We start from the raw sequence: 23,620 nt of genomic DNA on the forward strand, positions 1-23,620 counted from the left end.
TTTTTGTTAATGTAAATTTATGAATTTATCCTTTAAAACTCATCTAAAAAATACTTCTATTGTTCTGAGAACAGTAATGTCCGCCGGAGTGCTTTATTCCTGCGCTACATATAACGTACAAAAGGGCAAAAACTTATATGAAGTAAAAGATTCTGACATAAAATCTGAAAACGATTTTAAACTTTTTCTGATTGGAGATGCCGGAAATGCAGATGAACCTCAGGCTCAAAAAACGCTAAATTTACTGAAAAGTAAACTGGATTCGGCAGACAGCAATTCTATGCTGATCTTTTTGGGAGATAATATCTACCCTAGTGGAATGCCGGAAAAATCTGACAAAGATTATGCATCTGCAAAGCAAAAACTGGAAAACCAGCTGTCCATTACCAAAAATTTCAAAGGAAAAACTTTGGTTATTCCCGGAAATCATGATTGGTATAACGGACTGGATGGTCTCAATAGCCAGGAAAGCCTTGTTAAAAAATATCTTGACGATAAAAAAGCTTTTCTACCCAAAAATGGCTGTCCTATTGATGACATTACTATTTCCAAAGACATTAAATTAATTGCTATTGATTCGGAATGGGTCATTACCAACTGGGACAATCATCCGGGAATCAACAAAAACTGTAATATAAAAACCCGTGAAGATTTTTTTACTGAGTTCAAAGACCTCATCATTAAAAATCAGGGAAAAAGAATTATTGTAGCTCTTCATCATCCTATTATCAGTAGTGGAACTCATGCGGGGTTCACTGCTGCAAAATCGCATCTTTATCCGTTCAATAGTAAAGTCCCTTTACCGGTTATCGCAAGTGCGGTGAACATTTTGAGAAGTTCTTCAGGAGCAAGCCCTGCTGATCTCAACAACCAGCATTATGCAGATCTTGCCAACAGACTGAAAAGTATTGTTCAGGATAAAGAAAATATTATATTCGTTTCAGGACATGATCATAATCTTCAATACCATGAAGATGAAAATTTAAGACAGATCATCAGTGGAGCCGGTTCAAAAGTGGATCCATCCACTATTGTAGAGCATACTGATTTCTCATATGGAGGAAGCGGCTTTGCTGTGCTGAATATCAGAAAAGACCAAAGCACAGATGTGGAATACTTTTCCACAAAAGATAATCAGACCAAAAAACTTACTCATATTTCCGTAATTTCAAAACCGGATGTGTTTGTAAATAATTTTCCTAATAGTTTTCCACCAACTATTTCTTCAACCATTTATCCGGTAGCTCTTACTGAAAAAAGAAAATTCTATCGATGGCTTTGGGGAGATCATTACAGAAAATATTATGGTATTCCTATTGAAGCTCCTACAGCTAATCTTTCGGAACTGAACGGCGGGTATAAACCTTTCAGAGAAGGAGGAGGAAACCAGTCCAACAGTTTAAGGCTGAAAGCGCAGGACGGTCAGGAATTTGTAATGCGTGGGGTGAAAAAAAGTGCAATTCGCTTCCTTAATAATATGGCTTTCCAGAAAAGTACATTGGGAGAAGAGCTTGCGGATACATTTCCTGAGAAATTCTTATTGGATTTTTATACCACCAATCATCCGTTCACTCCGTTTACGATTGGTAACATGTCAGAAAAACTGAATATTTTACACAGTAATCCCAAACTTTATTACATTCCTAAACAACAGGCTTTAGGAAGATATAATGAAGACTATGGGGATGAAATGTATATGATTGAAGAACGTTTTTCTTCGGATCCGAAAACCCTGGCTTACCTTAATAATGCTAAAGATATTGTCTCTACGGATGACGTTTTAAAAAACCTTACAAAAAGCTATAAATATTCTGTTGACCGGGAATCTTATATCAGAGCACGATTATTTGATATGTTGATTGGGGATTGGGACAGACATTCTGATCAGTGGAAATGGGCAGAATATGAAGTAGGCGATAAAGTAGTTTACAAACCGATTCCAAAAGACAGAGATCAGGCTTTCAGTAAATATGACGGTGCTGCATTCAAACTGATCATGAATGTACCGGCTATTCGCCATATGAAAACCTTTACAGAAGATATCAGCAGTGTAAAATGGCTGGCTATGGAACCTTATCCGATGGATCTTGTCTTTTTAAAATCCTCTACTCAAGAAGAATGGGAAGCTCAGGCAAAATATATTCAGGAACATCTTACGGATACAGACATTGATGATGCCTTCCATAATCTACCGAAAGAGGTACAGGACGAAACCATTGCCGATATTCAGAGAAAACTGAAAATACGAAAAACCAAGCTTCAGACTTATGCTTCTCAGTACTATGATGTTCTTCAGGTAAAAGTTCCTTTGGCAGGAACTGTAAACCCTGATAAGTTTGTGATTACCAAAAATGGTCATTCAGTATTAGTACAGCAATATAAATTAGGTAAGAATAAAGACAAGAATGAGTTGGTTTTTGAAAAAACCTATCATGATTCAAAAACAAAAGAACTATGGATTTATGGCCTGGAAGATGATGATATTTACGAAGTGGTGGGCAAAGGAAGACCTAAAATGAATATCAGACTGATTGGAGGATACAATCATGATGTATACAATGTAGCAGACGGAAGAAAAGTAAAAATCTATGATTTCGAATCTCAAAAGAATACATACAACACCCATAATGCGACAAAAAATATTACCAACGATTATGACATCAACAGTTATAATTATAAGCATCCGAAATATAATTCAGTAGCGGGCTATCCGAACTTGGATTACAACCCGGATGATGGCGTTATTGTAGGTGTTTTGGCTAATTATACGGTGAATAATTTCATTCGCGATCCTTTTACTCAGAAGCACAGCTTAAAAGCCAATTTTTATACCGCAACGGCAGGATTCAGTCTTACCTATAAAGGTGTTTTCAAAAAGGCAATTGGCGGATGGGATCTCAATCTGGATGCGTTTTATACTACTCCAAGATTTTCACAGAATTTCTTCGGTCTTTCCAATGAAAGTGCTTATGACAAAGAAGATACAGAGAGAGAATACAACAGAGCAAGAATTTCCAAGTTCAACTTTTCACCTTCTATCGTGAAAAAAAGCTGGACAAATCTTAGTAACCAGATTCAGCTTACTTTTGAAGACAATAAAGTTCAGAGAAAAGACGGGCGATTCATCAATCAATCTCCGGACGTGAAGCCTGAAGTTTTCAACAGCCAGCAATTTGTAGGCGCTAACTATACTTTTGGTTATAAGAATGCTGACAATGTGGCTTTTCCAACCTTGGGGCTAGAGCTTATGGTGAATGCTGACTGGAAGGCTACTCTTTCTGATTTTAACACAAATTTCCTTACGCTGAAAGGAAAACTGGCTATTGATCACCGAATTGATAAAAAGGGAATCTTTGTATTTGCCAATTCCAGTAATGCCATGTGGATCAATAATAACAATTTTGAATTCTACCAGGCTGCTGCTATAGGAGGAAACAATGGAATGAGAGCATTCAGAAATGAACGTTTTTCGGGAAGGTCTTATTTTATCAACAACTCTGAGATCCGTTGGGACTTTGGAAGAATAAGAAACAATATTGCTCCCGCTAATCTGGGAATTCTTGTTGGGTATGATGTGGGACGTGTATGGAATGATGGTGAAAATTCAAGAAAGTGGCATCAATCTGCAGGGGCCGGTTTATGGCTGAGCATTGTTGAAATGATGTCTGCAAGGCTGAATTACTTCTATGGTTCGGATGGAGGAAGGATTTCTGCAGGAGTGGGAATGAAGTTTTAAACTGTTGAAATTATTCTTCAAAAAGCGCCCTTATTTCACAATTAAAGCATTAATAAAACCCATCAGAACAAACTCAACAACAATATCTTATATTCAATTATTCAAAAAAAATCAATTTAAACAAAAATTAACAATCCTATTTAAAATTTGAAGATTTTCATCCATAAAATGAATATGACCTACATGCAAAAGTCATAGTTGAAAGATTATCGTCTATAACCATCCATAGATTAATATTTTTAGTATCTGTCAAAAAGACAAGGTATCTGAAAAAAATTATATTTGCCTAGAATTATTCGATAAAAAAACAACGTAAGATGAAAAAAAAGCTATTGTATATGGCACTATTTGTTATGTTCAAAATTATAAACGCACAAGTAGGAATACATACTCTCACTCCTCAACATTCTTTACATGTCAATGGTTCTCTTCAGGTCGTAAAAGATCTTAATGTAGGCGGAAGTGCCAATACAAAAGGAAATTCCGGTAACAGAGGAGAATTTTTAATGTCAAACGGAACCGGCAATGCTCCTGTATGGAAAACAATAGAATCGGAAAACTTTCTGAAAGTAGTTTTTGTAGGGAACAAAACAGATATCAGTCCCAACAGCGGAAGCTATACAGGCACACATACCACTCCGGTAAATACCCATGAAAATTATTCACAAACCTATATTTTTAATGTGAGTAATAAAATAGATAACGCTTATCTTACTTACAATACAAACACAGGATTATTCACGGTAGTTAAACCTGGTTTTTACAATATTGTACCCTATGTTACTTATGACCTCAGCCTAAATGGTAATGGACAAACTGCAGGAACGGCAAATTCTTATATTCAGAAAGTGTTGCCTGCTCTTACAACGCTCTCCGGAATCTCTACAGGACATGGCGAACGTACTTTAGGCCTGAATCATAATCTATCCAGTATCAATTTTTTTAATCCCGGGGATACGTTCAGGATACGTTGTCGTTATACCCAAAACTTTAGATTATCAGGCGGTAATATTCATATTTCATACTTGACGCCTTAGGTTATTTTTGCCTTCAATCACTTCAATTATATATGTTTTTTTTTAAAATCCACAGAGAAAATTCTCTGTGGATTTTGCTTTATTCTATCTTTTGAAAAGGAAAATATAATAATACCTGCCTGTTGTTATCATAATTGTAGGTCCAGTGGCTGTTTGAGAACTTTCTTAAAAAGGAAATGTATACACATATCCGCCTTCATTTTTACTTTTCTCATCGGCAATCATTAAGGTTTTATCATCATAGAAAACAATGGCTTCTTTCTGAGAATTGTGATGTAAAGGGATCTTCTGAATCTTGGATGTATTGAAATTATCTGCTGTAAATCCTGTAAGGACATGAATATTTTTATGGCTCAGCAAAACAATTTTGTTTTTTGTACTGTTGATGGTTGCAGAAGTAATGGCAGCATCATTGTAACCTCCTTCAAGTTTTAAAGTTCCTATAAGCTTCGCTTCGAAATTTCCTTCTTTGTTTGGAACTTTGAAGACAAGGAAAGTTCCGTCAAACCCTTTGCTTCTGTTTTTGGTAAAAAGATAGAAATTGCCGTTCATTTCAACAAAAGCTTCACAATCATAGAGTAGTTTTGATTTCTTTGGCGGAAATTCTGTCTGTCCCTGATAATGAAATTTTGTAGTCTGAACAACTTTTGTTGTGGTTTGTGTAATATCTTTCAGATCCGTTTTTAAAATCACGAGATCCTGTCTGTCGTTATCATTATTACCGAAATCTCCAATGTAAATATTACCCTGCGCATCTGAAATAATATCTTCCCAATCTGTATTTTCAGAATTTTCAACCGGAACTTTGGCTACCAGATCTCCTTTCTCATTCATCCCGTATACAGCATTCTTATTCCCACTGTCTTCAATTACCCAAATCGTCTTTTTGTCTTTTGAAAGGGTAATTCCTGATACTTCCTTCAATTTTTTAGGTAAGGCGAACTGTACTTTTAGTTCATCACTTTTAGCAGGTGAATTCTGAGCTTTCGGATTACAGCTCAATAAAAACAAAGCAGGTAAAATAAGAAAACGTAGCATATTTTTATTTTTTTAACTGAAAATAAGAAGCATTAATCATTCCAAGTAAGATCTATGAAAGCTGTTTTGCTTTTTCCCAAAGAACATCCATCTCTTCCAAAGACATATCTGCAAGCTTCAGACCCTGATCTTCTGCGAGTTTTTCCATTTTCTGGAATCTTGAAATAAATTTAATATTGGTTCGTTCCAATGCTGAATCCGGATTGATTCCTGAAATTCGGGCATAATTGATCAATGAGAAAAATACATCTCCCAATTCCTGTTCTTTTTTATCTAAATCTGTTTCTGCATGAAATTCCTGAATTTCTTCGTCAACCTTTTTCCAGGCATCTTCTGCATCATGAAATTCAAATCCAATACCTTTTACTTTATCTTGGATTCTGTACGCTTTTACAAGGCTTGGAAGGCTTTTTGGAACGCCACCCAAAATAGATTTGTTGCCTTCCTTTAATTTTAATTTTTCCCAATTCTGCTTTACTTCTTCTTCATCTTTCACTTCTGTATCTCCATAAATATGAGGATGGCGGAAAATCAACTTTTCATTGAGTGAGTTGATGACATCTGCAATATCAAAACTTTCTTTTTCGGAACCTATTTTAGAATAAAAAACGAGATGGAGCAGAACATCTCCCAGTTCTTTCTTTATTTCCTGCAAATCTTCCTGTAAAATAGCATCAGAGAGTTCATAGGTTTCTTCAAGGGTAAGATGGCGAAGGGATTGTAAAGTCTGCTTCTGATCCCATGGACATTTTTCACGCAGATCATCCATGATATCAAGTAATCTTCCAAAAGCGTCTAGCTTTTCCTGTTTCGTATTCATAAGTAAATGGAAATTCAATCTTATACAAATGTAAGGGTTATTTTGTGAAAATACATCTACTTCATTTCAACAAAAAATCCTGTCGAGAAAGTTCTCAACAGGATCCTGTATTGTCAATTCAAAAGAGAATTATCCTTGTTTTCTGTGTGTGCTCTTTGGAGCTGATTTCGCAGCGGAAGTAGCTTTTACTTTTGGAGCAGCAGGTTTTTCAGCTTTTGGAGCCGCTTTTTTAGGAGCTTCTTTTTCTACGCTTACTTCTTCTGTAGCAGCCTCACCTTCTAAAGTTTCTGGTTCTGCTTTTACAAAGCTTTCCGGAGTGATGTATCCTGCTTTGTGAAGAATGTTGTACCACTGAGCTAATTTTTTGATATCAGAAGCATATACTCTTTCAGTATCATAGTTTGGAAGAGAGCTTAACATAAACTCTTTCAATTCTGCATCAGAAGATTTGTGAGAAATTGTTTCCTTGTAATCGTTATTTTTTGCAACATTTTCAAAAACTTCGAACAAAGGAACTTCTTTATCAAATGTAAACATTGCAATATTATCCAATAAACTTACCTGGCTTGAATTTCCAATGCTAACTTTTTTCTTGTTGGTAACATCTTCAATGATGAATCCGTTTCTTAATTGGGAAACTAATTTGTAAAGTCCTGGTTTTCCAGAAATTGAAATTATTTTTTCTAACAGCATAATTTTATTTTTTGTATATTCTGCAATCAGCACTAGCTTTTTGCTTTTTATTATTTTTTTTATCCTTGTTTAAATTATTTTGGGAATCTCATTTTGTAACCGATGCTTACGTCACCTTGAGAGATTTTGGACAGTTTTCCTTTCACCAATTTTTTCTTCAAAGCACTCAGGTGGTCAGTAAACAAAATCCCTTCAATGTGGTCATACTCATGTTGAATTACGCGGGCTCTAATATCGGAAAAAGTTTCTGTATGTTTCACAAAATTTTCGTCATAATATTCAATAACGATTGTGCCCTTTCTTTTTACGTCTTCTCTTACATCAGGAATAGAAAGACAGCCTTCGTTGAACTTCCATTCTTCGCCGGATTCTTCAAGAATTTTGGCATTGATAAAGACTTTTTTGAATTCTGCCAACTCATCTTTAATATCCTCATAATCCTCATCTTCTGCAAGAGGTGTCACATCTATAACAAACAGACGCAGATCCAAACCAATCTGAGGTGCCGCAAGACCTATTCCGTTGGCGCTGTACATGGTTTCGAACATATTATCTATCAGTTCCTGTAATCCGGGGTAATCTTTTTCTATATCTTTTCCTACTTTTCTCAAAACAGGATCCCCAAAAGCTCTTATCGGTAGTATCATCTTAATCTTTGTTCTAAAAAATTCTGCAATATGATGGTTGCACTTACTTTATCTATTAATCCTTTTTCCTGCCTCTTTTTTTTACTTTTTCCACTTTGTGAAATAAAAAACGAAGCCATTTTGGAAGTAAATCTTTCATCAAAACGGTGAACTGCAATATCCGAAAATTCTTTTTTAAATTCTTCAATGAACTTTAAGATGTCGGTTTCCACCTCAGAAATATTTCCTTTCAAATCTATGGGAAGTCCAATGACTACGTCATCTACCTTATTTTCGCTGAAATATTTTTTCAAAAACTCCATCAAAAATCGGTTCTCTACAGTCTCCAGTCCACTGGCTATAATCTGCATATCATCCGTTACAGCAAGGCCACAACGGGCTTTTCCGTAGTCTATCGCAAGGATTTGTCCCATAAGTCTGCAAATTTAGTAAAATTTACTGATTTTATTCATAACGCAGTTTTTTTATATAAATCATGTTTTATTCCATTATTTTTTTTATAATTTTAATCTTCCAAAAAACATATATATGAAGAGACTCATCCTCGTAAGACATGCAAAAAGCGACTGGCCCGAAGAAACTGAGGACTTTGACAGACCTTTGGCAGACAAGGGTTTGGAGGATGCTATGAACATGTCCAGATTCTTAAAAAACAATAATATCACAATTGATCATTTTGTTTCCAGCCCGGCAGTGCGTGCGCTGAATACGTGCAAAATTTTCAATCAGGCTTATCAGTTGAACTGTTCTACTGATCAGAAGTTATATAATCCTTCGGAAACAAGTTTTGAATCTGTAATCTACGATCTGGATGATAATCTTAGCTCAGTTGCCCTTTTCTCTCATAACAATGGGATTTCTAATTTTGCCAATTCTATTTCTGAAGATATTTTCCACTTTCCAACGTGCGGAGTAGCCGGTTTTGAAGTAGACTGTAACTCGTGGTCGGAATTTGACGGGGCCAAAAAGAAACTTCTATTCTTTTATGAACCTGGGAAAATATAGTTTTACCTTTTTTTATCTGCTGTTATTCATTCTTCCTTTCTCCTGTCAGAAAAAGGAAAAAACGTATTTTGAAACAATAGCAATTGATGATATTCCACTTCCTAAGCCTAAACCCGGAGCCTGGAGATACCATCATGAGGAAAAATTTCAGACTTTTGAAGATTTTCAAAAAGGAAGGAAAATTATACCTAAGCCGGGGAAAAATACAATTTATCTTCAGCCTATAGGAAATTTTGATGCTCTTCAGAAAAAGGAAATAGCTCTCACAAAAGAATATTTGAGAATTTATTTTCAGCTGGAAACCAAAATACTTCCCGTTTTACCCAATACAGTCTTTCCTAAAACAGTGAGAAGAATTTCTAAAGAGGGACAGGAACAAATATTAGCGGGATATGTACTGGACAGTATTTTAATCAAGAGAAAACCTAAAGACGCCGTAGTTCTGATGGGAATTACAGAAAAAGATCTTTTTCCTCTGCCTGAGTGGAACTATGTTTTCGGACTGGCTTCGTACGAAGATGGTGTAGGTGTCACATCTATATATAGATTTGCAAATGGTGGTTTAACAGCATCCAATTTTAATGAAAGTCTTCTCCGGTTAATAAAGATAGGTTCTCATGAGATCGGGCATATGTTCGGAATCAGCCATTGTCTGAATGCCAATTGTGTAATGAACGGCACCAATTCTCTTTCGGAAACGGATTATCATCTCGCAAGGGCTTGCTCACTTTGCCAGAGAAAACTGAGTTCAAGCATTCATTATAATGATAAAAAAAGACTTCTTGAACTAAAAGACTTCTTTGAAAAACAGCACCATAATACAGATCTTACTGTAGTAAATCAGGATCTGAATCTTGTACAGTAAAACAACTTTTCTTTTATAGGCTACACATTCCCCTCCGGTGGAGGGGGTGAAAAAAAATTATTTTTTGACAGGTGTGGTTAATAAAAAAACGGGCTTTAGCCCGTTCCTATTGAATATATTTTGCAGTTTCGTTTTTTACTTCTTCTTCAGATCCAAATCATCAAAATCAAAACTAAAATCTGTTACATCAGAAATAGCTTTCAACTTTGCAGATTCTGCTTTTCCATTTTCATCATAGCTGAAAATAATATAGGCATCGGCATCATAGCTTCTATCATCCCATTTGATGATAAAAGAATTATTAGAGTACGGAAGTAATTCTCCTTTCAGCCTTGGAGAGTTTTTACATGAAATTCTGTACGTATTTCCCTCTGCTACAATTTGAACATCACCAAACCATACATCGTTGTATGTTCCTGTAAACTGTTCTGCTTTTGGCTGAAGAGCTTTTTCTTTTTTAAATGCCTCAGACTTAGCAAATGCTTCTTTCTTTTGCTTATCATATTCTGCTTCTACCTTAGACATTCTTTCGCCGTAAGTTTTAAGCCAGTTTCTATCTGCAATTCCGAGATAAGAATCTTTCACAGTGTTGGTGATTGTATTGAAAGCGGCTCCAGATTGTTGGTTAGTTAATACAACAATTCCCAATTTAAGATCTGGTATCAGAGTGAACTGTGTAACGGTTCCTATCAATCCTCCTGTATGCTGTATTTGTTTATGTCCTTTAACGTCGCTAAGGAACCAGCCTAAACCGTATCCGTAAAAACTTGTATCATATGGATTTTTTGCCGCCACTCTATCAGGAATCTGCAGACTCCAAAGTTGTTGTGCATTTTTATCTGAAACCAGTTTTTTCCCATCTTTTGTGGTGAAATTATTGAGAAGACATTCTGCCCAGGTTGTCATATCTTTAATATTACTCATAATTCCACCTGCGGCATTTCCTGTTTCGTTCCAATCGTGAGGTACTGCAATTGCTTTACCATCTACAGGAGCGTGCGCATCAATTTTATTGGCAACGGTTTTTGCTCTGTTATAGCTTCCGAAACTTGAATTCATCCCTACAGGTTTCATAATTCTCTGCTCAACAAATTCAGCCCAGCTAAGTCCGGAAATTCTGTGAATCACCTCCCCTGCGACAATAAACATAATGTTGTTATAATCAAGCTTTGTTCTGAAAGGATTCTCTGGCTTCAGATATCTTACATTGTGAACGATATCATTAACGGTTAAGTTCCCACCTTCCGGAAAGAACATCAAATCTCCCTGTCCTAATCCTAATCCTGCTCTGTGAGTAATAAGATCTTTGATCGTTACATTTTGAGAAACATAAGGATCATACATCTGAAACTCGGGAATATATTTTGAAACTTTATCATCCCAGTTCAATTTTCCTTCATCAGCCAGAATAGCTAATGATACACAGGTAAATCCTTTGGAGTTAGAAGCAATACCTACCAGAGTATTATCATCCATAGGCTGTTTGGTGGTAAGAGAACGAACACCGAAACCTTTAGAATAGGTTATTTTCCCATCTTTAATAATTCCTACCGACATTCCCGGAACATCAAAAGTTTTCAGGGTATTCTGGACCAGTTCATCCAGTTTTTTCTCTTCTACCTGTGCATTGGCCAATCCTACAGTCAAAAGAAAAATGAAAAAAGAAAATTTCTGTTTCATTGCTTTTTTAATTTTCCCAAATTTAATAAATATTAAGAGATGCTCATTTTGATCGTGTTAAAAGTTTACTTACATTTCGGACAAATCAGTTTTTAATCAATGAAAAAGTCTATTTGCACCTGTCTTCTCTCTCTTTTTTCGCTTGGTGCTATGAAAAGCCAGAGTAAAGCGCCCAACCCTCTTCTTCTGCAAACGTGGAACCTGAAGAGTGCTGATACTTATATTTATACATACGAAAAACAGGATGCATTTGAAAAGAAAAGACAAGGTCTCAGATTTCAGAAAAATGATAAAATTACCGGCAATCTCAATAGTGCTCCTTACAAATTTGATACAGAGGAAGATATTAATCCTAAAAAATTAAAATTCGATCTTTACATTGGCAATTGGAAAAAGGTTTCGGATACAACAATTAACATTTTATTTCCTTCCAATTCCAGTATGAATGGTACTTTTATTATTACAAGACTGACTGAGAATGAATTGAAACTCAAAAAACTATTCAGTGCTGAAATTGAAAAGAAACTGGACTCTATCCGTAGAACAAAAAATATTGGTGACTGATTTCTCTAAGAGATCATTACTCAAGAGATTTACTAAACCTTCTTTATATTTGCAGTTTAAAAGTATTGAAAATGACAATAAAACGATTATTAGCTTTCTTCCTGGTGACGATAAGCTGTAATTTATACTTCTCTCAGGATGTAACCATCAAAGACACTAAAGTTTTACTGGATGGAAAACAGATTTTAAAAGCTGAGAAAATAACCCTTGCACAGTATTCATTTTTCTCGATGAAGAATGACGAGGAAGTTCTTCTCTATAAATATATGGACAATGAAACACCCAGCTATGTGAGCGACGACTATTTCATTCTGAATTTTCTCACTGAAAAAGTTAAAGTAGAATCTAAAGATCTGGGAAAAGTTTCCAATTTTATGAATTCTAAAAAAGGGATGGAAAAAATAATAAAATGGCTGTTGAAAGAAAGAGTTCTTACTCATGATGGAAATCTGAACCTTGAACGTTTGGCCATTTTCAAGGAAAAATACGACGAAAATATCACTGCAAGAACTGTTAGATAATGACAAAAATCCTCCTTCTCTCCGATTCTCATTCTTATATAGATGACCGAATTTTAGAATATGCAGCACAAGCCGATGAAATATGGCATTGCGGCGATTTTGGAAGTATGGATGTTATTGAACAGCTTGAGAAAATAAAGCCTTTAAAAGGAGTTTACGGGAATATTGACAATGCTAAAATTCGTGCTGAATTTCCCGAAGTCAACCGTTTTTTTTGTGAGAAACTGGAAGTATTGATGATCCATATTGGTGGCTATCCCGGGAAATATACCCCTCTCACAAAAAAAGAAATTGCTGAAAAGAGTCCGAAATTATTCATTTCTGGGCATTCCCACATCTTAAAAGCAATGTATGATGAGAAAAACAGTCTTTTGCATCTGAATCCCGGAGCTTGTGGAAAACAGGGTTGGCATAAAGTGAGAACCATGATGCGCTTTGTGGTAGACGGTGAGGAAATAAAAGACTTGGAGGTGATTGAACTGGGATCTAGAGTATAATGCGGGGGGGTGAGAGTAGATGAGTTTGCCTTTAATACAATTTACTTTTTACCTTTGCATCAATATTGGGTTCAGGCAATTCTTAAAATTATGAAAATCGGCGATAAAGTTTCGGTAGTAGATGAAGATTTAAGCGGTATGGTAACTTCCGTGAAGGGGAATATTGTGGTTTTCAAAGATGAATATGGCTTTACCCATCAATATCCAAAAGAAAAACTAGTTCCGAAAGATGCGGATCTGTACGAAAATATCCGCGTGGTAAAAAAGGCAGAACCTAAAAAGGTGGTTTCCAAAAAACATCAGAAAAATCATTTGGTTTTGGATCTGCATTTTCATAATTTGGTAAAGAATCCTAATGACTATGACAGCTTTGAAAGATTGTTCATTCAAAAGGAAAAGCTGATTCAAGTTATAGAGTTTTGCAGAAAAAATAACCTGAAACGTCTCGAAATTGTACATGGCATTGGTGACGGAGTATTGCAGAGGATGGTTCGGGATGTTTTGGAAAGCCAGGTTAATATTGATTTTTATAATAAGGAAATACTTCACCATCAATCGGGTGCGGTAATGGTAGAATTTCACTAAATTTGCAGGAATTGAAATATGAACGTACTTAATTTACTTTTTACCAAAGACGGATTGATCTATCAGATTGTGAAAAACAAAAACATTCTGGAAGAGCAGTCTTATTTCGTTACAGAAGAAACTTCGCCCAATCTTATTGAAGAAAAACTTGATGAAGTTCTTATCAAACAGCGCTTTGATGAAATTCAGATCATTTCTGCATTTAATCATTTTACTCTGATGCCGGAAGGATTTTCTGAGCACGATGCAGGATTTGACCTGATCGCCTTTAATGCTCCCGCAGATAAAGAGAAGGAAGAACTGATGCTTTCCATCAACAAAAAATTTGGAATTCAGTTTTATTATACTTTCCCTAAAAATTATTACAAAAAGATAAAGGAGCTTGCTGTACCGGTACATTTCAATTTCTCCGGTGAAAAATTCCTGAGCTCTGTTCAAAATAAAAACAGTAAAGAAATTCACATCAATCTTTATCATAACCAATGTGAGTTTTTTGCGATAGACAATAAAAAGATCATTCTTTATAATAACCTGGATGTTAACTCTGAAGTAGATTTTCTTTACTTCATTATGTTCACATTGAGCAAGTTAGGTTTCGGAATCAATGAAACCAGCTTTTATGCTTACGGAGAAACAACTGAGAATGAAACGTTTATCTCCGAACTTCAGAAATTTGTTAAAAACCTGAAAATTGTTTTTGACAATATCCCAAACAAGAATTTTATACTTAACTAGGTTGCAGGCCGCAGGGATTAGTTTCTAAACATAGTCACCTGCTACTTATAATCTACCACCTAAACTAAAAAATATGTTCAGAATCATATCAGGCAAATGGAAAGCCAAAAAAATTGCCGCTCCTAAAAACTTTGATGTAAGGCCTACCACCGATTTTGCGAAAGAGGCTTTATTCAGTATTCTGGAAAACAAATACGATATGCAGTCGATCTCCGTGCTAGATCTTTTTGCAGGAATTGGCTCTATTACTTTTGAATTTGCTTCCAGAGGATGTCAGGATGTAACTTCTGTGGAAATGAACCCTAAGCATACCTCTTTTATCAATTCTACGGCATCAGATCTTGATATGTCTCTTCAGATCAATGTACAGCGAGGAGATGTTTTCGACTGGCTTAAAAAATTCAGAAATAAAAAGTCTTTTGAAATTGTTTTTTCTGACGCTCCTTTCGAAATGGAGGAAAAAAAATACTACGAGCTGATCTCTTTGGTTTTAAACAATAAATATCTGAAAATAAACGGAGTACTTATTGTAGAGCACCAAAGCCGTATGAAGCTTGAACATCCTAATTTAATAGATACCCGAAAGTACGGAAACGTAAGTTTCAGTTTTTTTGAACCGAATAAAGAAGATAATCAGGAAATTTAATTCCTGATTATTTTTTTGGAAATAACAGGGGCTTGCTGTCCCCATTTGGTAATCGCTTCCAGTACAGGCAGTAAAGTTCTCCCAAAATCGGTCAGTTCATATTCAACGACCAAAGGAGGTTTTTCTGTAAAAACAATTCTGTCTATAATACCATCTTCTTCCATTTGCTTTAGCTGTAAACTCAGCGTTCGTTCTGTAATGGTAGGAATTGATTTTCTGATCTCATTATATCGCTTAGCTCCCTCAATAAGGTGGTGTAAAATTACCGCTTTCCATTTCCCGCCAATGAACTTCATTGTTACACTGGTGCAGCAGGGATAGGATTTATTATCTATTGTATACATTTTTATACTATCATTTTTTACCGTTATTGCAAAGTTAGTAAACTTAAATTACTTTTGTAACTATAAAAATGATAGTATAAAATTATGAACTTTTTAGACAAAATGAAAAACAGGTATACTGTAAAAAAGTATAACCCACAGGGAAAAATAAATGAAGAACAGGTTGCAATCCTTCAGCAGATTTTAAATTTAAGCCCTTCCTCCATCAACAGCCAACCGTGGAATTTTGTTTTTGTAAATGATAATTCCAAAGTAAAGAGCCAGCTGGCAGAAGCTTCTTTCTGGAATAAAGAAAAAATACTGGAAAGCAGCCATTTAATCGTGTTCCAGGTTCTGAAAAATTCGGAAGATTTTGAAAAGCAGATTGAAGGCGTACTTCCTGAAGGTTCTGTGAATTATTACAAAAATTTTGTAAAGCCTAAGGGAGAAAAAGGCATCCAATCATGGATGAAACATCAGGTTTATTTATCACTGGGAGTTCTTTTATCTGCCTGTGCCGATATGGAAATAGATTCTACTCCGATGGAAGGTATTGAGCCTGAAAAATATGATGCTATTCTGAATAATGAAAAATATGAAACATTATTCGCTGTAGCTATTGGAGAGAAAGATGAAACCGATGCGAACCAGCCAAAGTTAAATCCAAAGACAAGATTGAAGGCTGAAAAAGTAATTGTGGAAGCCTAATTTTAAATGAATCTTTCATGAAAAAAGATCAGTTTTTGTTTTCCAAAACAAATGTGATAAAAAAAGTCTGCTTCTTATAGGAGGCAGACTTTTAATTTATAGTACTTTAAATTCCAGATCTATGCTTTTTCCGAAGAATTTCTTAGAAATTTTCTCGAAGTTTTTGGTAAGATCCGAAAGATAGAAATGATAATTCGGTTTTGGATTGTTCTCATTCAAAAGACTGTATTTATCCAGAATGATTTTCAAATGATTTGCTACAATATTTGGAGAGTCTATAACACGCACTCTATTTCCATAATACTGCTTGATCTCATCTATCAAAAGAGGATAATGGGTACATCCCAGAATCAACGTTTCAATATTTTTTAATTTACTGTTGCTTAAATAATTGTAAATAATGGCGTGCGTAATCGGGTGGTTTTTAAAACCTTCTTCAATAGCGGGCACCAATAATGGCGTTGCCAGTTCATCTACCTTGATCCATTTATTATGCTTACGGATGCTTTTTTTATACAACCCGGAATTTACAGTTGCTTTGGTCGCTATAACTCCTACATTATTATGGATTTCATAGGAAACTTTTTCAGCTACAGGATTGATCACGTCTATCACAGGAACTCTTCCTGCAACGGACTGCATCACTTCGTTCAAAGCGTTGGCTGTAGCCGTATTGCAAGCTATTACAATGGCTTTACAGTTCTGCTCCAACAGAAAATTGGTAATCTTTGTAGAGTATTCAATAATAGCTTCTTTAGATTTTTCTCCGTAAGGAAGGTGCTTGGTATCTCCAAAATAGATCAGATCTTCGTTGGGAAGAAGTCTTTTAATCTCTTTGGCAACAGTAAGACCTCCTACACCACTATCGAAAATTCCGATAGGCTGGTTGGGTGAAAGATGCGAATAATCTTGTTTTTTAGTTTTCAAATGAACTGAAATTTTATACAAAAATAGTGAATTTTATGGCACACTTGCATATATACAAGTATTATACGAGAAACAAATCTGAAGCAATACCGTCTGCCATAAACCAATGCTTTTCAGGAATTTTTAAATGGTCGTTTTCAACTATTAAGATTCCTTCTTCAATTTTGGTTTTTATTTCGGATTGGAAATGTTCCAATACTTTATCTGAAAATTTATTTTTCAAACTGGTAATATCAACCCCCCAAATTGTTCTTAAACCAATCATAATCATTTCATTAAACTGATCTTCCTGAGAAAGAATTTCTTCTTCTTTTGCCAACAGCTTGTCATTAAGCTTCTTTATATATTGCTGATTATTGGCGATATTCCAGCTTCTTACATCAAAACCATTATAAGAATGTGCGGAAGGGCCTATCCCAAGATATTCCTGATATTTCCAGTAAGCAGAATTATGTCTGGAGTAAAATCCGGGTTTTGCAAAGTTGGAAACTTCATAATGTTCGAAGCCGTTATCTTTCAAAAAGTCTGACAGATAATAAAATTCCCTGTTTTGTTCTTCTTCTTTCGGACTTTTCACTTTTCCTTTCGAAATCCAGTTTTCCAGAGCTGTCTTAGGTTCAACAGTTAAAGCATAAGACGAAATATGAGGAACTTCCAGAGCGATTGTTCTGTTCAGATTTTCTTTCCAGATTTCAAGGTTGGAAGTAGGTGAACCGTAAATTAAATCAATACTCAGGTTTTCAAAACCAAAATCCTGTGCACGTTTTATAGAGCTTTCTGCTTCGGAGGCATTATGAGCGCGATTCATCAATTTTAAATCTTCCTCAAAAAAGCTTTGAGTTCCTATTGAAAGTCTGTTAACAGGTGTTCCGGCAAGCTGTTTCAGAAATTTTTTATCCAGATCGTCGGGATTGGCTTCCAGCGTAATTTCTATATCGTTTTCAAAATTGAAATATTGCAGTACTTCATCAATCAAAGAATGAATTTCATCCACAGAAAGAATAGAAGGTGTTCCGCCACCAAAATACAGAGATTTCAGATTTTTGTTCTGTAGTTCATTTTTTCTGAGGGCTATTTCGGTCTTCATAGCACGAATCATTTCATCTTTAAAATTCAAAGATGTTGAAAAGTGGAAATTGCAGTAGCTGCACTTCTGCTTACAAAACGGAATGTGAATATATATCATAAAAAAAGCTCTGAAAAAATTCAGAGCTCAAATTTATTTAAATTAAATTGATTAATATCTAAATCCTCTAACATTAATAAAGTTATCGAAGTTATAACCAAGACCGATCATGAAGCTGTTTCCTCCATATTTCTGAATATCAGATATTCCAAGGTTATACGTTGCCCCGATCATGAATTTGTTGAATCTCACTTTTACAATTGGAGAAATACTTAGATTTTGGCTGTCAAATCTATTTTGCTCTGTTCTATAGCTTACCCCAAAAGAGAATGCATTGATATCATTAGAGAAGGTAGCCATAAGGTTCCAGTCGATCATTCTTGATGAATTGGTATTCAGATTGATCAATGCTGAAGGTGCTAACGTAATATTATCAGCAATATTCCAGTTATATCCTAAGTTTAAGAAAAATTTGATTGGTGAAGGCTCGTAGTTGTTTACGATAGAGGCATCATTACTTAATGCGATATCATTCACGGAAACACCCCCGAAAAGTCCTCTATACGTAGCGGCTAAACCGAAGTTTGCATATACCATGAAGATATTACTTTCTTCACCTCTTAATAATGGATCTCCACCTTCTTCAGTATTAATCTTTGAATAATCAAAATTCATGTTATAGAAGTTAACACTTGTACCAAAAGAGAACTGGTCTTTTCTGTCTCCTTCGCTGCTTAATGGAATAAAGTAAGAAGCACCGGCTGTAATACCTCCTGCAGAAATGGGCCCGTTACTGTCTCTAAACACAGAAATACCAGCACCTACTCTATCAAAGATATTCGCATTAATCCCGATTGATTGCACATTCGGAGAATTACTGAATTTTGAAAATTGTTGTTGATAATTGGCGTTGAGCTGTACGTAATCTGTTTTTCCGTATTGAGCTGGGTTGAACAGGAACTCACCATCCAAAAGATATTGCTGATAGTATGGTAGTGATTCTTGTGCTTTGTATGCATTTGACAAAAGAGCTAAACATACGATAGCATATAGTTTTCTCATAACAAATCTTGATTTCAATTCAACAAATATAAAAAAATTCTCAATATATTTTTAGTTTTCCAAATAATTTCTCCATTTTTTTACAGCATCCGCCATATCTTTGGGCATTGGGCTCTCAAAATATAATTCCTTTTTAGTCGTTGGGTGTATAAATCCTAGGGTGTGCGCATGGAGGGCATGTCTCGGCAAAATCTCAAAAACATTTTTAATAAACTGCTTATATTTTGGCAGATTTATCCCTCTCAATGGCGTATGCCCTTCATATCTTTCATCATTGAAAAGCGTATGGCCTATATGCTTGAAGTGTGCTCTGATCTGGTGTGTTCTTCCTGTTTCAAGCTTACATTCAACCCAGGTCATATATTTAAATCTTTCCAAGACTTTATAGTGGGTAACAGCGTGTTTTCCCTGACTTCCATCTTCATATACGGACATCTGCATTCTGTTTTTAGGGTGTCTTCCGATATGTCCTCTAATTGTTCCTTCATCTTCCTGAGGATTTCCCCATACAAAGGCCCAATAGAGTCTTTTCGTAGTTCTGTTAAAAAACTGTTTGGCCAAAAAGCTTAATGCATATTCATTCTTTGCAATAACAAGCAATCCGGAAGTATCTTTATCAATCCTGTGAACAAGACCTACCCTGTCCAGATCAGACTTTTGACCATTCTTTTCAAAGTGATAGGCCAGTGCATTCACCAGGGTTCCGTCCCAGTTCCCGTGTCCCGGGTGTACTACCATTCCTGCTTCTTTATCTACCACTACAAGATCCTCATCTTCATAGATAATATGTAATGGGATATCCTGCGGAATAATAACATTAGCTCTCGGTGGATGAGCAAGCAATACAGAGATCTGATCACCGGGCTTTACGCGGTAATTCTGCTTTACCGGAGTTCCGTTCACAATAACGTTTCCGGCCCGGCATGTCTGTGAAATTTTATTTCTTGAAGAATTCTGTCTGTATATTAAAAGAAACTTATCAATTCTTAAGGGCTCTTGTTTGTTGTCAACAGTGATATTAAGATGCTCGTATAAGCCTTTATTTTCCTCATCAATATCCATATTTTCGATACTGTTGGAATCTAATAATTCTTCATCTAAAAAATCTTCGTTATCTTCTGACATTTGTTTATATTTTTTACACAAAAGGCTTCAACATTTTGCAGTTGAAGCCATTATTTTTAATATTAATCTGATTTTATTCTACGACTACTTTCTTAGCTTTAGCATTCTGAGCTGGATGTTGTGTCGTTGTTGTGCTAGCTGGTTTTGCTGAAGTTCCGGTAGTATGAGTGCCGTTTGCTGCTGTTTTTGGTTTCTCCGTTGCAGAAACCGCAGGTTTCGATGCTGTAGTCTGAGTTTTCGGAGCTTCTGTTTTAGGAACTTCCGGCTTAGGGGTTTCCTTTTTTGGAGCTGGAGGAGGAGCTACCGGAGCATCATAAACTGGTTCATTATGAACTTCTTCATATCGTACCGGAGGCAATGTTGTATCTACTTTCATACGGTACATTGCATTCAGCTGTTCCACTTTTGCTCTAAGCTCTGCAGGAGTACGCTTACTTGCCCAAAGGTCAATCTGCATTCCCTGATCACGAACATCTCCTGAAGCAGGATCCTGATAATAGATAATATCAGATTCATCCTTACTTCCGTCTTCATGTTCTACCAATCCTACTTCAAACATACTTTTTGCAATAACAGCTCTTGCTTCTTTTACAGAAAGCCCTACCACATTAGGAATAGAAATATTTCTCATAGGCCCGGATCCTACCACTACGTCAATTACTGAAAATCTAGGTAAACGGGTTCCCGGATTAACGGCATTTCCTTTATATAGGATTCTTAGAAGAGCATCTTTCTGAATACTCGGCTCGTAAATTGTATCTCCGATCTTAAGACCAACCTGATCCAATCTCTGGAATGCCAGACCTGAATATTTGTTGATAACATCAGGAACTGCAATCTGGGCCCATGTTCTAGGATTTACTCTAAGACGCACCGTTCTTCCGTCTTTTACACGGGAACCTGGTGCAGGATAGATCTGAAGAACCTGAAAAGGTCTGTATTTTGGATCATAATTGGCACTGTCTACTTCATATTCCAAACCTGTATCATCCAATATTTTAACAGCGTCGTGTATTGATTTATTGACAACATTAGGCACAGGAATTTCCTGACCATGATTAGTATGGTATTCCAACCAACGGAATGTGAGCCATACCAGCCCTACAAAAACACCGATGGCTACTACTAAATTCAGTAAAACTTTCCAATTGAAAAGTGATTTAAGCATACTTAAAAATACTTTAATTATAACGGCAAATATAGCTAATAATTTTAGAATGGGCTTTTTATTTAACACATTTCATTTTTGATTTTAAAATTTCCGGATTTCCCTTATTGCATTCCATAAAATGATTAAATTTGCCTTAATTGATACTATATGGTTATGAACAAAAAATGTGTTGCCGTAGTAATGGGAGGCTATTCTGATGAATATGTGGTTTCTTTAAAAAGCGGACAGTTGATCTATGATTCTTTAGACAGATATCTATATGATGTATATAAGGTTGTTGTCCTTAAAGATGAGTGGTATTTTTTAGGCGAAAATGACAAAAAATATAACATCAACAGAGGTGATTTTTCTGTTACATTAGATAACGGAGAAGTACTGAAGTTTGATGTATGCTTCAATATCATCCATGGAACTCCCGGAGAAAATGGTATTCTTCAGGCTTACTGGGATGCGATAGGTCAGAAATATACAGGATGTGGTTTTTATCAGAGCGCTCTTACATTCAATAAGAAAGATACTCTTGCTGTATTGTCAAAATATGGTATTCCTTCTGCTAAAAGTATCTATTTAAGAAAAGGAGAAGACATCAATGTAGATGAAATTGTATCAGAATTAAAACTTCCGCTTTTCGTAAAGCCCAACCAGTCGGGATCTTCACTGGGAATTTCAAAGGTAAAAGACAAGTCTGAACTTATTGCGGCTACAGAAGTTGCTTTCAAAGAAGATGATGAGATTCTTATTGAGAGTTTCTTAGACGGGATGGAGGTTTCTGTAGGCGTTGTTGATTTCAAGGGAGAAAGCATCGTATTGGGTATTACAGAAATTGTTCCTACCAACGAATTCTTCGATTATGAAGCGAAGTATGAAGGAGCTTCTGAAGAAATTACCCCGGCAAGAATTGACGAAGAAACCACAAAAAGAGTGGAAGAAATTGCCAAAAGAGCCTACAATTCACTAGGAATGAGCGGATTTTCAAGAAGCGAATATATCTTAATGGATGGTATTCCTTATATGCTTGAAATGAATACCAACCCTGGATTCTCTCCTGCAAGTATTCTTCCTCAACAGGCCAAACATTACGGAATTTCCATTATGGATCTTTGCGGTAATGAAGTTGAAAAAGCACTTAATAAATAATTAGAAGTTAGAAATTAGTGATGGGATGAACTCATTACTTCTAATTCCTGACTCACAATCATAATCCGTACAACATGAAAATTGCTGTTTTCCCGGGATCATTTGACCCGATTACACTAGGACATTACGATATTATAGAAAGAGCGGCACCGCTATTTGATAAATTAATTATTGCCATTGGACAGAATTCCCAAAAGAAATATATGTTTCCTCTGGATAAAAGAATGGAATTCATTCAAAATTCTGTAGCGGAATTTCCCAACGTGGAAGTAGACTCATTTGAGGGCTTAACGGTTGACTACTGTTTTGAAAAAAATGCCCAATACATCATCAGAGGTTTAAGAAATCCTGCAGATTTTGAATTCGAAAAAGCGATTGCACATACCAACAGAACATTAGCTCATAAAAAGCTGGAAACCGTATTCTTACTTACCTCTTCAGGAAAATCTTTCATCAGCAGCAGTATTGTAAGAGAAATCATTACTCACGGCGGCGAATATGAACTGATGGTTCCGGATTCTGTAAGAGTTGAGAGATAAATATATTAGTAATGAGCAATAAGTAATGAATAATTTTGATAGAGTAGATTTTAACCAAATTTTCAGGGAGAGAACCAAAAGCTTTTCCATCGCTATCATTAAGACACTTTCTTCATTACCTTTTTCGGATGATATTTCAATAATAAGAAAACAAATCATCAGATCCGCAACCTCTGTTGCTGCCAATTATCGGGCAGTATCCAGAGCAAGATCTGAAAAAGAAAAATTCGCTAAAATGTGCATAGTAGTCGAAGAAATTGATGAAACTCAACTTTGGCTTGAAATTATTGAAGAATTACAATATTTAAATCCGGAAAAAATTTTACATTTAAAATCAGAATGCGAAGAACTCGTAAAAGTTATGACTACATATAAGTTTAAATTATCTCAAATTTAAATGGCATAATTTTTATTACTCATTGCTCATTATTTA

At 35.6% G+C, this 23,620-nt stretch carries 26 protein-coding genes; 14 read left to right on the top strand and 12 right to left on the bottom strand.

Annotated elements, in window-relative coordinates:
• Positions 1-19 precede the first annotated feature (19 nt).
• Both ACL9RH_RS19320 and ACL9RH_RS19325 read left to right on the top strand, forming a co-directional pair.
• A complete protein-coding gene (locus ACL9RH_RS19320) occupies positions 20-3,736 on the top strand; it encodes a metallophosphoesterase (RefSeq protein WP_422694961.1) in 3,717 nt (1,238 codons plus the stop codon).
• 338 nt (positions 3,737-4,074) lie between these two features.
• Positions 4,075-4,773 carry a hypothetical protein gene (locus tag ACL9RH_RS19325; RefSeq protein WP_422694962.1) on the top strand — a complete coding sequence of 233 codons (699 nt, stop codon included), beginning with the start codon at positions 4,075-4,077 and terminating at the stop codon, positions 4,771-4,773.
• Positions 4,774-4,938: 165 nt separating this feature from the next.
• Here ACL9RH_RS19325 and ACL9RH_RS19330 read toward each other — a convergent pair whose 3' ends face one another.
• The 5 genes from ACL9RH_RS19330 to ruvX all read right to left on the bottom strand — a co-directional run bounded on the left by ACL9RH_RS19330 (position 4,939) and on the right by ruvX (position 8,384).
• Positions 4,939-5,811: a hypothetical protein gene (locus ACL9RH_RS19330; RefSeq protein ID WP_422694963.1), complete on the bottom strand. Its 873-nt coding sequence runs from the start codon at positions 5,809-5,811 to the stop codon at positions 4,939-4,941.
• Positions 5,812-5,863: 52 nt separating this feature from the next.
• Positions 5,864-6,631 (bottom strand): nucleoside triphosphate pyrophosphohydrolase, encoded by a 768-nt coding sequence (gene mazG, locus ACL9RH_RS19335; protein ID WP_422694964.1) that lies wholly within the window; start codon positions 6,629-6,631, stop codon positions 5,864-5,866.
• 129 nt (positions 6,632-6,760) lie between these two features.
• A complete protein-coding gene (locus ACL9RH_RS19340) occupies positions 6,761-7,324 on the bottom strand; it encodes a DUF5606 domain-containing protein (RefSeq protein WP_422694965.1) in 564 nt (187 codons plus the stop codon).
• A gap of 74 nt (positions 7,325-7,398) precedes the next feature.
• The gene (def, locus tag ACL9RH_RS19345; RefSeq protein ID WP_422694966.1) at positions 7,399-7,971 is read right to left on the bottom strand and encodes a peptide deformylase; all 573 of its coding nucleotides are present in this window, start codon (positions 7,969-7,971) and stop codon (positions 7,399-7,401) included.
• Complete coding sequence (gene ruvX, locus ACL9RH_RS19350; protein WP_422694967.1) at positions 7,968-8,384, bottom strand: Holliday junction resolvase RuvX; 417 nt, start codon at positions 8,382-8,384, stop codon at positions 7,968-7,970. The genes def and ruvX overlap by 4 nt, the downstream gene beginning before the upstream one ends.
• Positions 8,385-8,499: 115 nt before the next feature.
• Between ruvX and ACL9RH_RS19355 the strand changes: the two genes are divergently transcribed.
• Together ACL9RH_RS19355 and ACL9RH_RS19360 are read left to right on the top strand one after the other, a co-directional pair.
• Positions 8,500-8,976: a SixA phosphatase family protein gene (locus ACL9RH_RS19355; protein WP_422694968.1), complete on the top strand. Its 477-nt coding sequence runs from the start codon at positions 8,500-8,502 to the stop codon at positions 8,974-8,976.
• Positions 8,957-9,841 (top strand): Zn-dependent protease, encoded by an 885-nt coding sequence (locus ACL9RH_RS19360; protein WP_422694969.1) that lies wholly within the window; start codon positions 8,957-8,959, stop codon positions 9,839-9,841. The genes ACL9RH_RS19355 and ACL9RH_RS19360 overlap by 20 nt, the downstream gene beginning before the upstream one ends.
• Positions 9,842-9,976: 135 nt before the next feature.
• Here ACL9RH_RS19360 and ACL9RH_RS19365 read toward each other — a convergent pair whose 3' ends face one another.
• Complete coding sequence (locus tag ACL9RH_RS19365) at positions 9,977-11,521, bottom strand: serine hydrolase (protein WP_422694970.1); 1,545 nt, start codon at positions 11,519-11,521, stop codon at positions 9,977-9,979.
• A 99-nt stretch (positions 11,522-11,620) separates the two neighbouring features.
• Here ACL9RH_RS19365 and ACL9RH_RS19370 point away from each other — a divergent pair, with 99 nt between their 5' ends.
• The 6 genes from ACL9RH_RS19370 (at position 11,621) to ACL9RH_RS19395 (ending at position 15,069) form a co-directional block, all read left to right on the top strand.
• The gene (locus tag ACL9RH_RS19370) at positions 11,621-12,085 is read left to right on the top strand and encodes a hypothetical protein (protein WP_422694971.1); all 465 of its coding nucleotides are present in this window, start codon (positions 11,621-11,623) and stop codon (positions 12,083-12,085) included.
• Positions 12,086-12,156: 71 nt separating this feature from the next.
• Entirely contained in the window at positions 12,157-12,606 is a 450-nt protein-coding gene (locus tag ACL9RH_RS19375) for a hypothetical protein (RefSeq protein ID WP_422694972.1), read from the top strand.
• Positions 12,606-13,103 (top strand): metallophosphoesterase family protein, encoded by a 498-nt coding sequence (locus tag ACL9RH_RS19380; RefSeq protein WP_422694973.1) that lies wholly within the window; start codon positions 12,606-12,608, stop codon positions 13,101-13,103. Before ACL9RH_RS19375 ends, ACL9RH_RS19380 begins: the two co-directional genes overlap by 1 nt.
• 90 nt (positions 13,104-13,193) lie before the next feature.
• A complete protein-coding gene (locus tag ACL9RH_RS19385) occupies positions 13,194-13,688 on the top strand; it encodes a Smr/MutS family protein (protein WP_422694974.1) in 495 nt (164 codons plus the stop codon).
• A gap of 18 nt (positions 13,689-13,706) precedes the next feature.
• Positions 13,707-14,423 carry a DUF3822 family protein gene (locus tag ACL9RH_RS19390; RefSeq protein WP_422694975.1) on the top strand — a complete coding sequence of 239 codons (717 nt, stop codon included), beginning with the start codon at positions 13,707-13,709 and terminating at the stop codon, positions 14,421-14,423.
• Between the two features lie 73 nt (positions 14,424-14,496).
• Entirely contained in the window at positions 14,497-15,069 is a 573-nt protein-coding gene (locus tag ACL9RH_RS19395; protein WP_422694976.1) for an RsmD family RNA methyltransferase, read from the top strand.
• Here ACL9RH_RS19395 and ACL9RH_RS19400 read toward each other — a convergent pair.
• The gene (locus tag ACL9RH_RS19400; protein ID WP_422694977.1) at positions 15,066-15,413 is read right to left on the bottom strand and encodes a winged helix-turn-helix transcriptional regulator; all 348 of its coding nucleotides are present in this window, start codon (positions 15,411-15,413) and stop codon (positions 15,066-15,068) included. The genes ACL9RH_RS19395 and ACL9RH_RS19400 overlap by 4 nt on opposite strands.
• A gap of 84 nt (positions 15,414-15,497) precedes the next feature.
• Between ACL9RH_RS19400 and ACL9RH_RS19405 the strand changes: the two genes are divergently transcribed.
• The gene (locus ACL9RH_RS19405) at positions 15,498-16,100 is read left to right on the top strand and encodes a nitroreductase family protein (protein WP_422694978.1); all 603 of its coding nucleotides are present in this window, start codon (positions 15,498-15,500) and stop codon (positions 16,098-16,100) included.
• A 96-nt stretch (positions 16,101-16,196) separates the two neighbouring features.
• Here the strand turns inward: ACL9RH_RS19405 and murI are convergent, their stop codons facing one another.
• From murI to ACL9RH_RS19430, 5 genes are all read right to left on the bottom strand, one after another.
• The gene (murI, locus tag ACL9RH_RS19410; RefSeq protein ID WP_422694979.1) at positions 16,197-17,027 is read right to left on the bottom strand and encodes a glutamate racemase; all 831 of its coding nucleotides are present in this window, start codon (positions 17,025-17,027) and stop codon (positions 16,197-16,199) included.
• 61 nt (positions 17,028-17,088) lie between these two features.
• Positions 17,089-18,213: a radical SAM family heme chaperone HemW gene (hemW, locus tag ACL9RH_RS19415; protein WP_422694981.1), complete on the bottom strand. Its 1,125-nt coding sequence runs from the start codon at positions 18,211-18,213 to the stop codon at positions 17,089-17,091.
• 51 nt (positions 18,214-18,264) lie between these two features.
• On the bottom strand, positions 18,265-19,215 hold the full coding sequence (locus tag ACL9RH_RS19420) for a PorP/SprF family type IX secretion system membrane protein (protein ID WP_422694982.1): 951 nt from the start codon (positions 19,213-19,215) through the stop codon (positions 18,265-18,267).
• Positions 19,216-19,266: 51 nt separating this feature from the next.
• Positions 19,267-20,340, bottom strand: coding sequence for an RluA family pseudouridine synthase (locus ACL9RH_RS19425; RefSeq protein ID WP_422694983.1), 1,074 nt, complete (start codon positions 20,338-20,340; stop codon positions 19,267-19,269).
• 73 nt (positions 20,341-20,413) lie between these two features.
• Positions 20,414-21,508, bottom strand: coding sequence for a PASTA domain-containing protein (locus ACL9RH_RS19430; protein WP_422694984.1), 1,095 nt, complete (start codon positions 21,506-21,508; stop codon positions 20,414-20,416).
• A 156-nt stretch (positions 21,509-21,664) separates the two neighbouring features.
• Between ACL9RH_RS19430 and ACL9RH_RS19435 the strand changes: the two genes are divergently transcribed.
• The 3 genes from ACL9RH_RS19435 (at position 21,665) to ACL9RH_RS19445 (ending at position 23,584) form a co-directional block, all read left to right on the top strand.
• Positions 21,665-22,648 (top strand): D-alanine--D-alanine ligase, encoded by a 984-nt coding sequence (locus tag ACL9RH_RS19435; protein WP_422694985.1) that lies wholly within the window; start codon positions 21,665-21,667, stop codon positions 22,646-22,648.
• A 74-nt stretch (positions 22,649-22,722) separates the two neighbouring features.
• Complete coding sequence (coaD, locus tag ACL9RH_RS19440) at positions 22,723-23,187, top strand: pantetheine-phosphate adenylyltransferase (protein WP_047423933.1); 465 nt, start codon at positions 22,723-22,725, stop codon at positions 23,185-23,187.
• Positions 23,188-23,212: 25 nt separating this feature from the next.
• On the top strand, positions 23,213-23,584 hold the full coding sequence (locus ACL9RH_RS19445; protein WP_422694987.1) for a four helix bundle protein: 372 nt from the start codon (positions 23,213-23,215) through the stop codon (positions 23,582-23,584).
• Positions 23,585-23,620 lie beyond the last annotated feature (36 nt).

Origin of the sequence: Chryseobacterium sp. Mn2064, assembly GCF_049319685.1 — a bacterium.
Classification (GTDB): Bacteria; Bacteroidota; Bacteroidia; order Flavobacteriales; family Weeksellaceae; genus Chryseobacterium.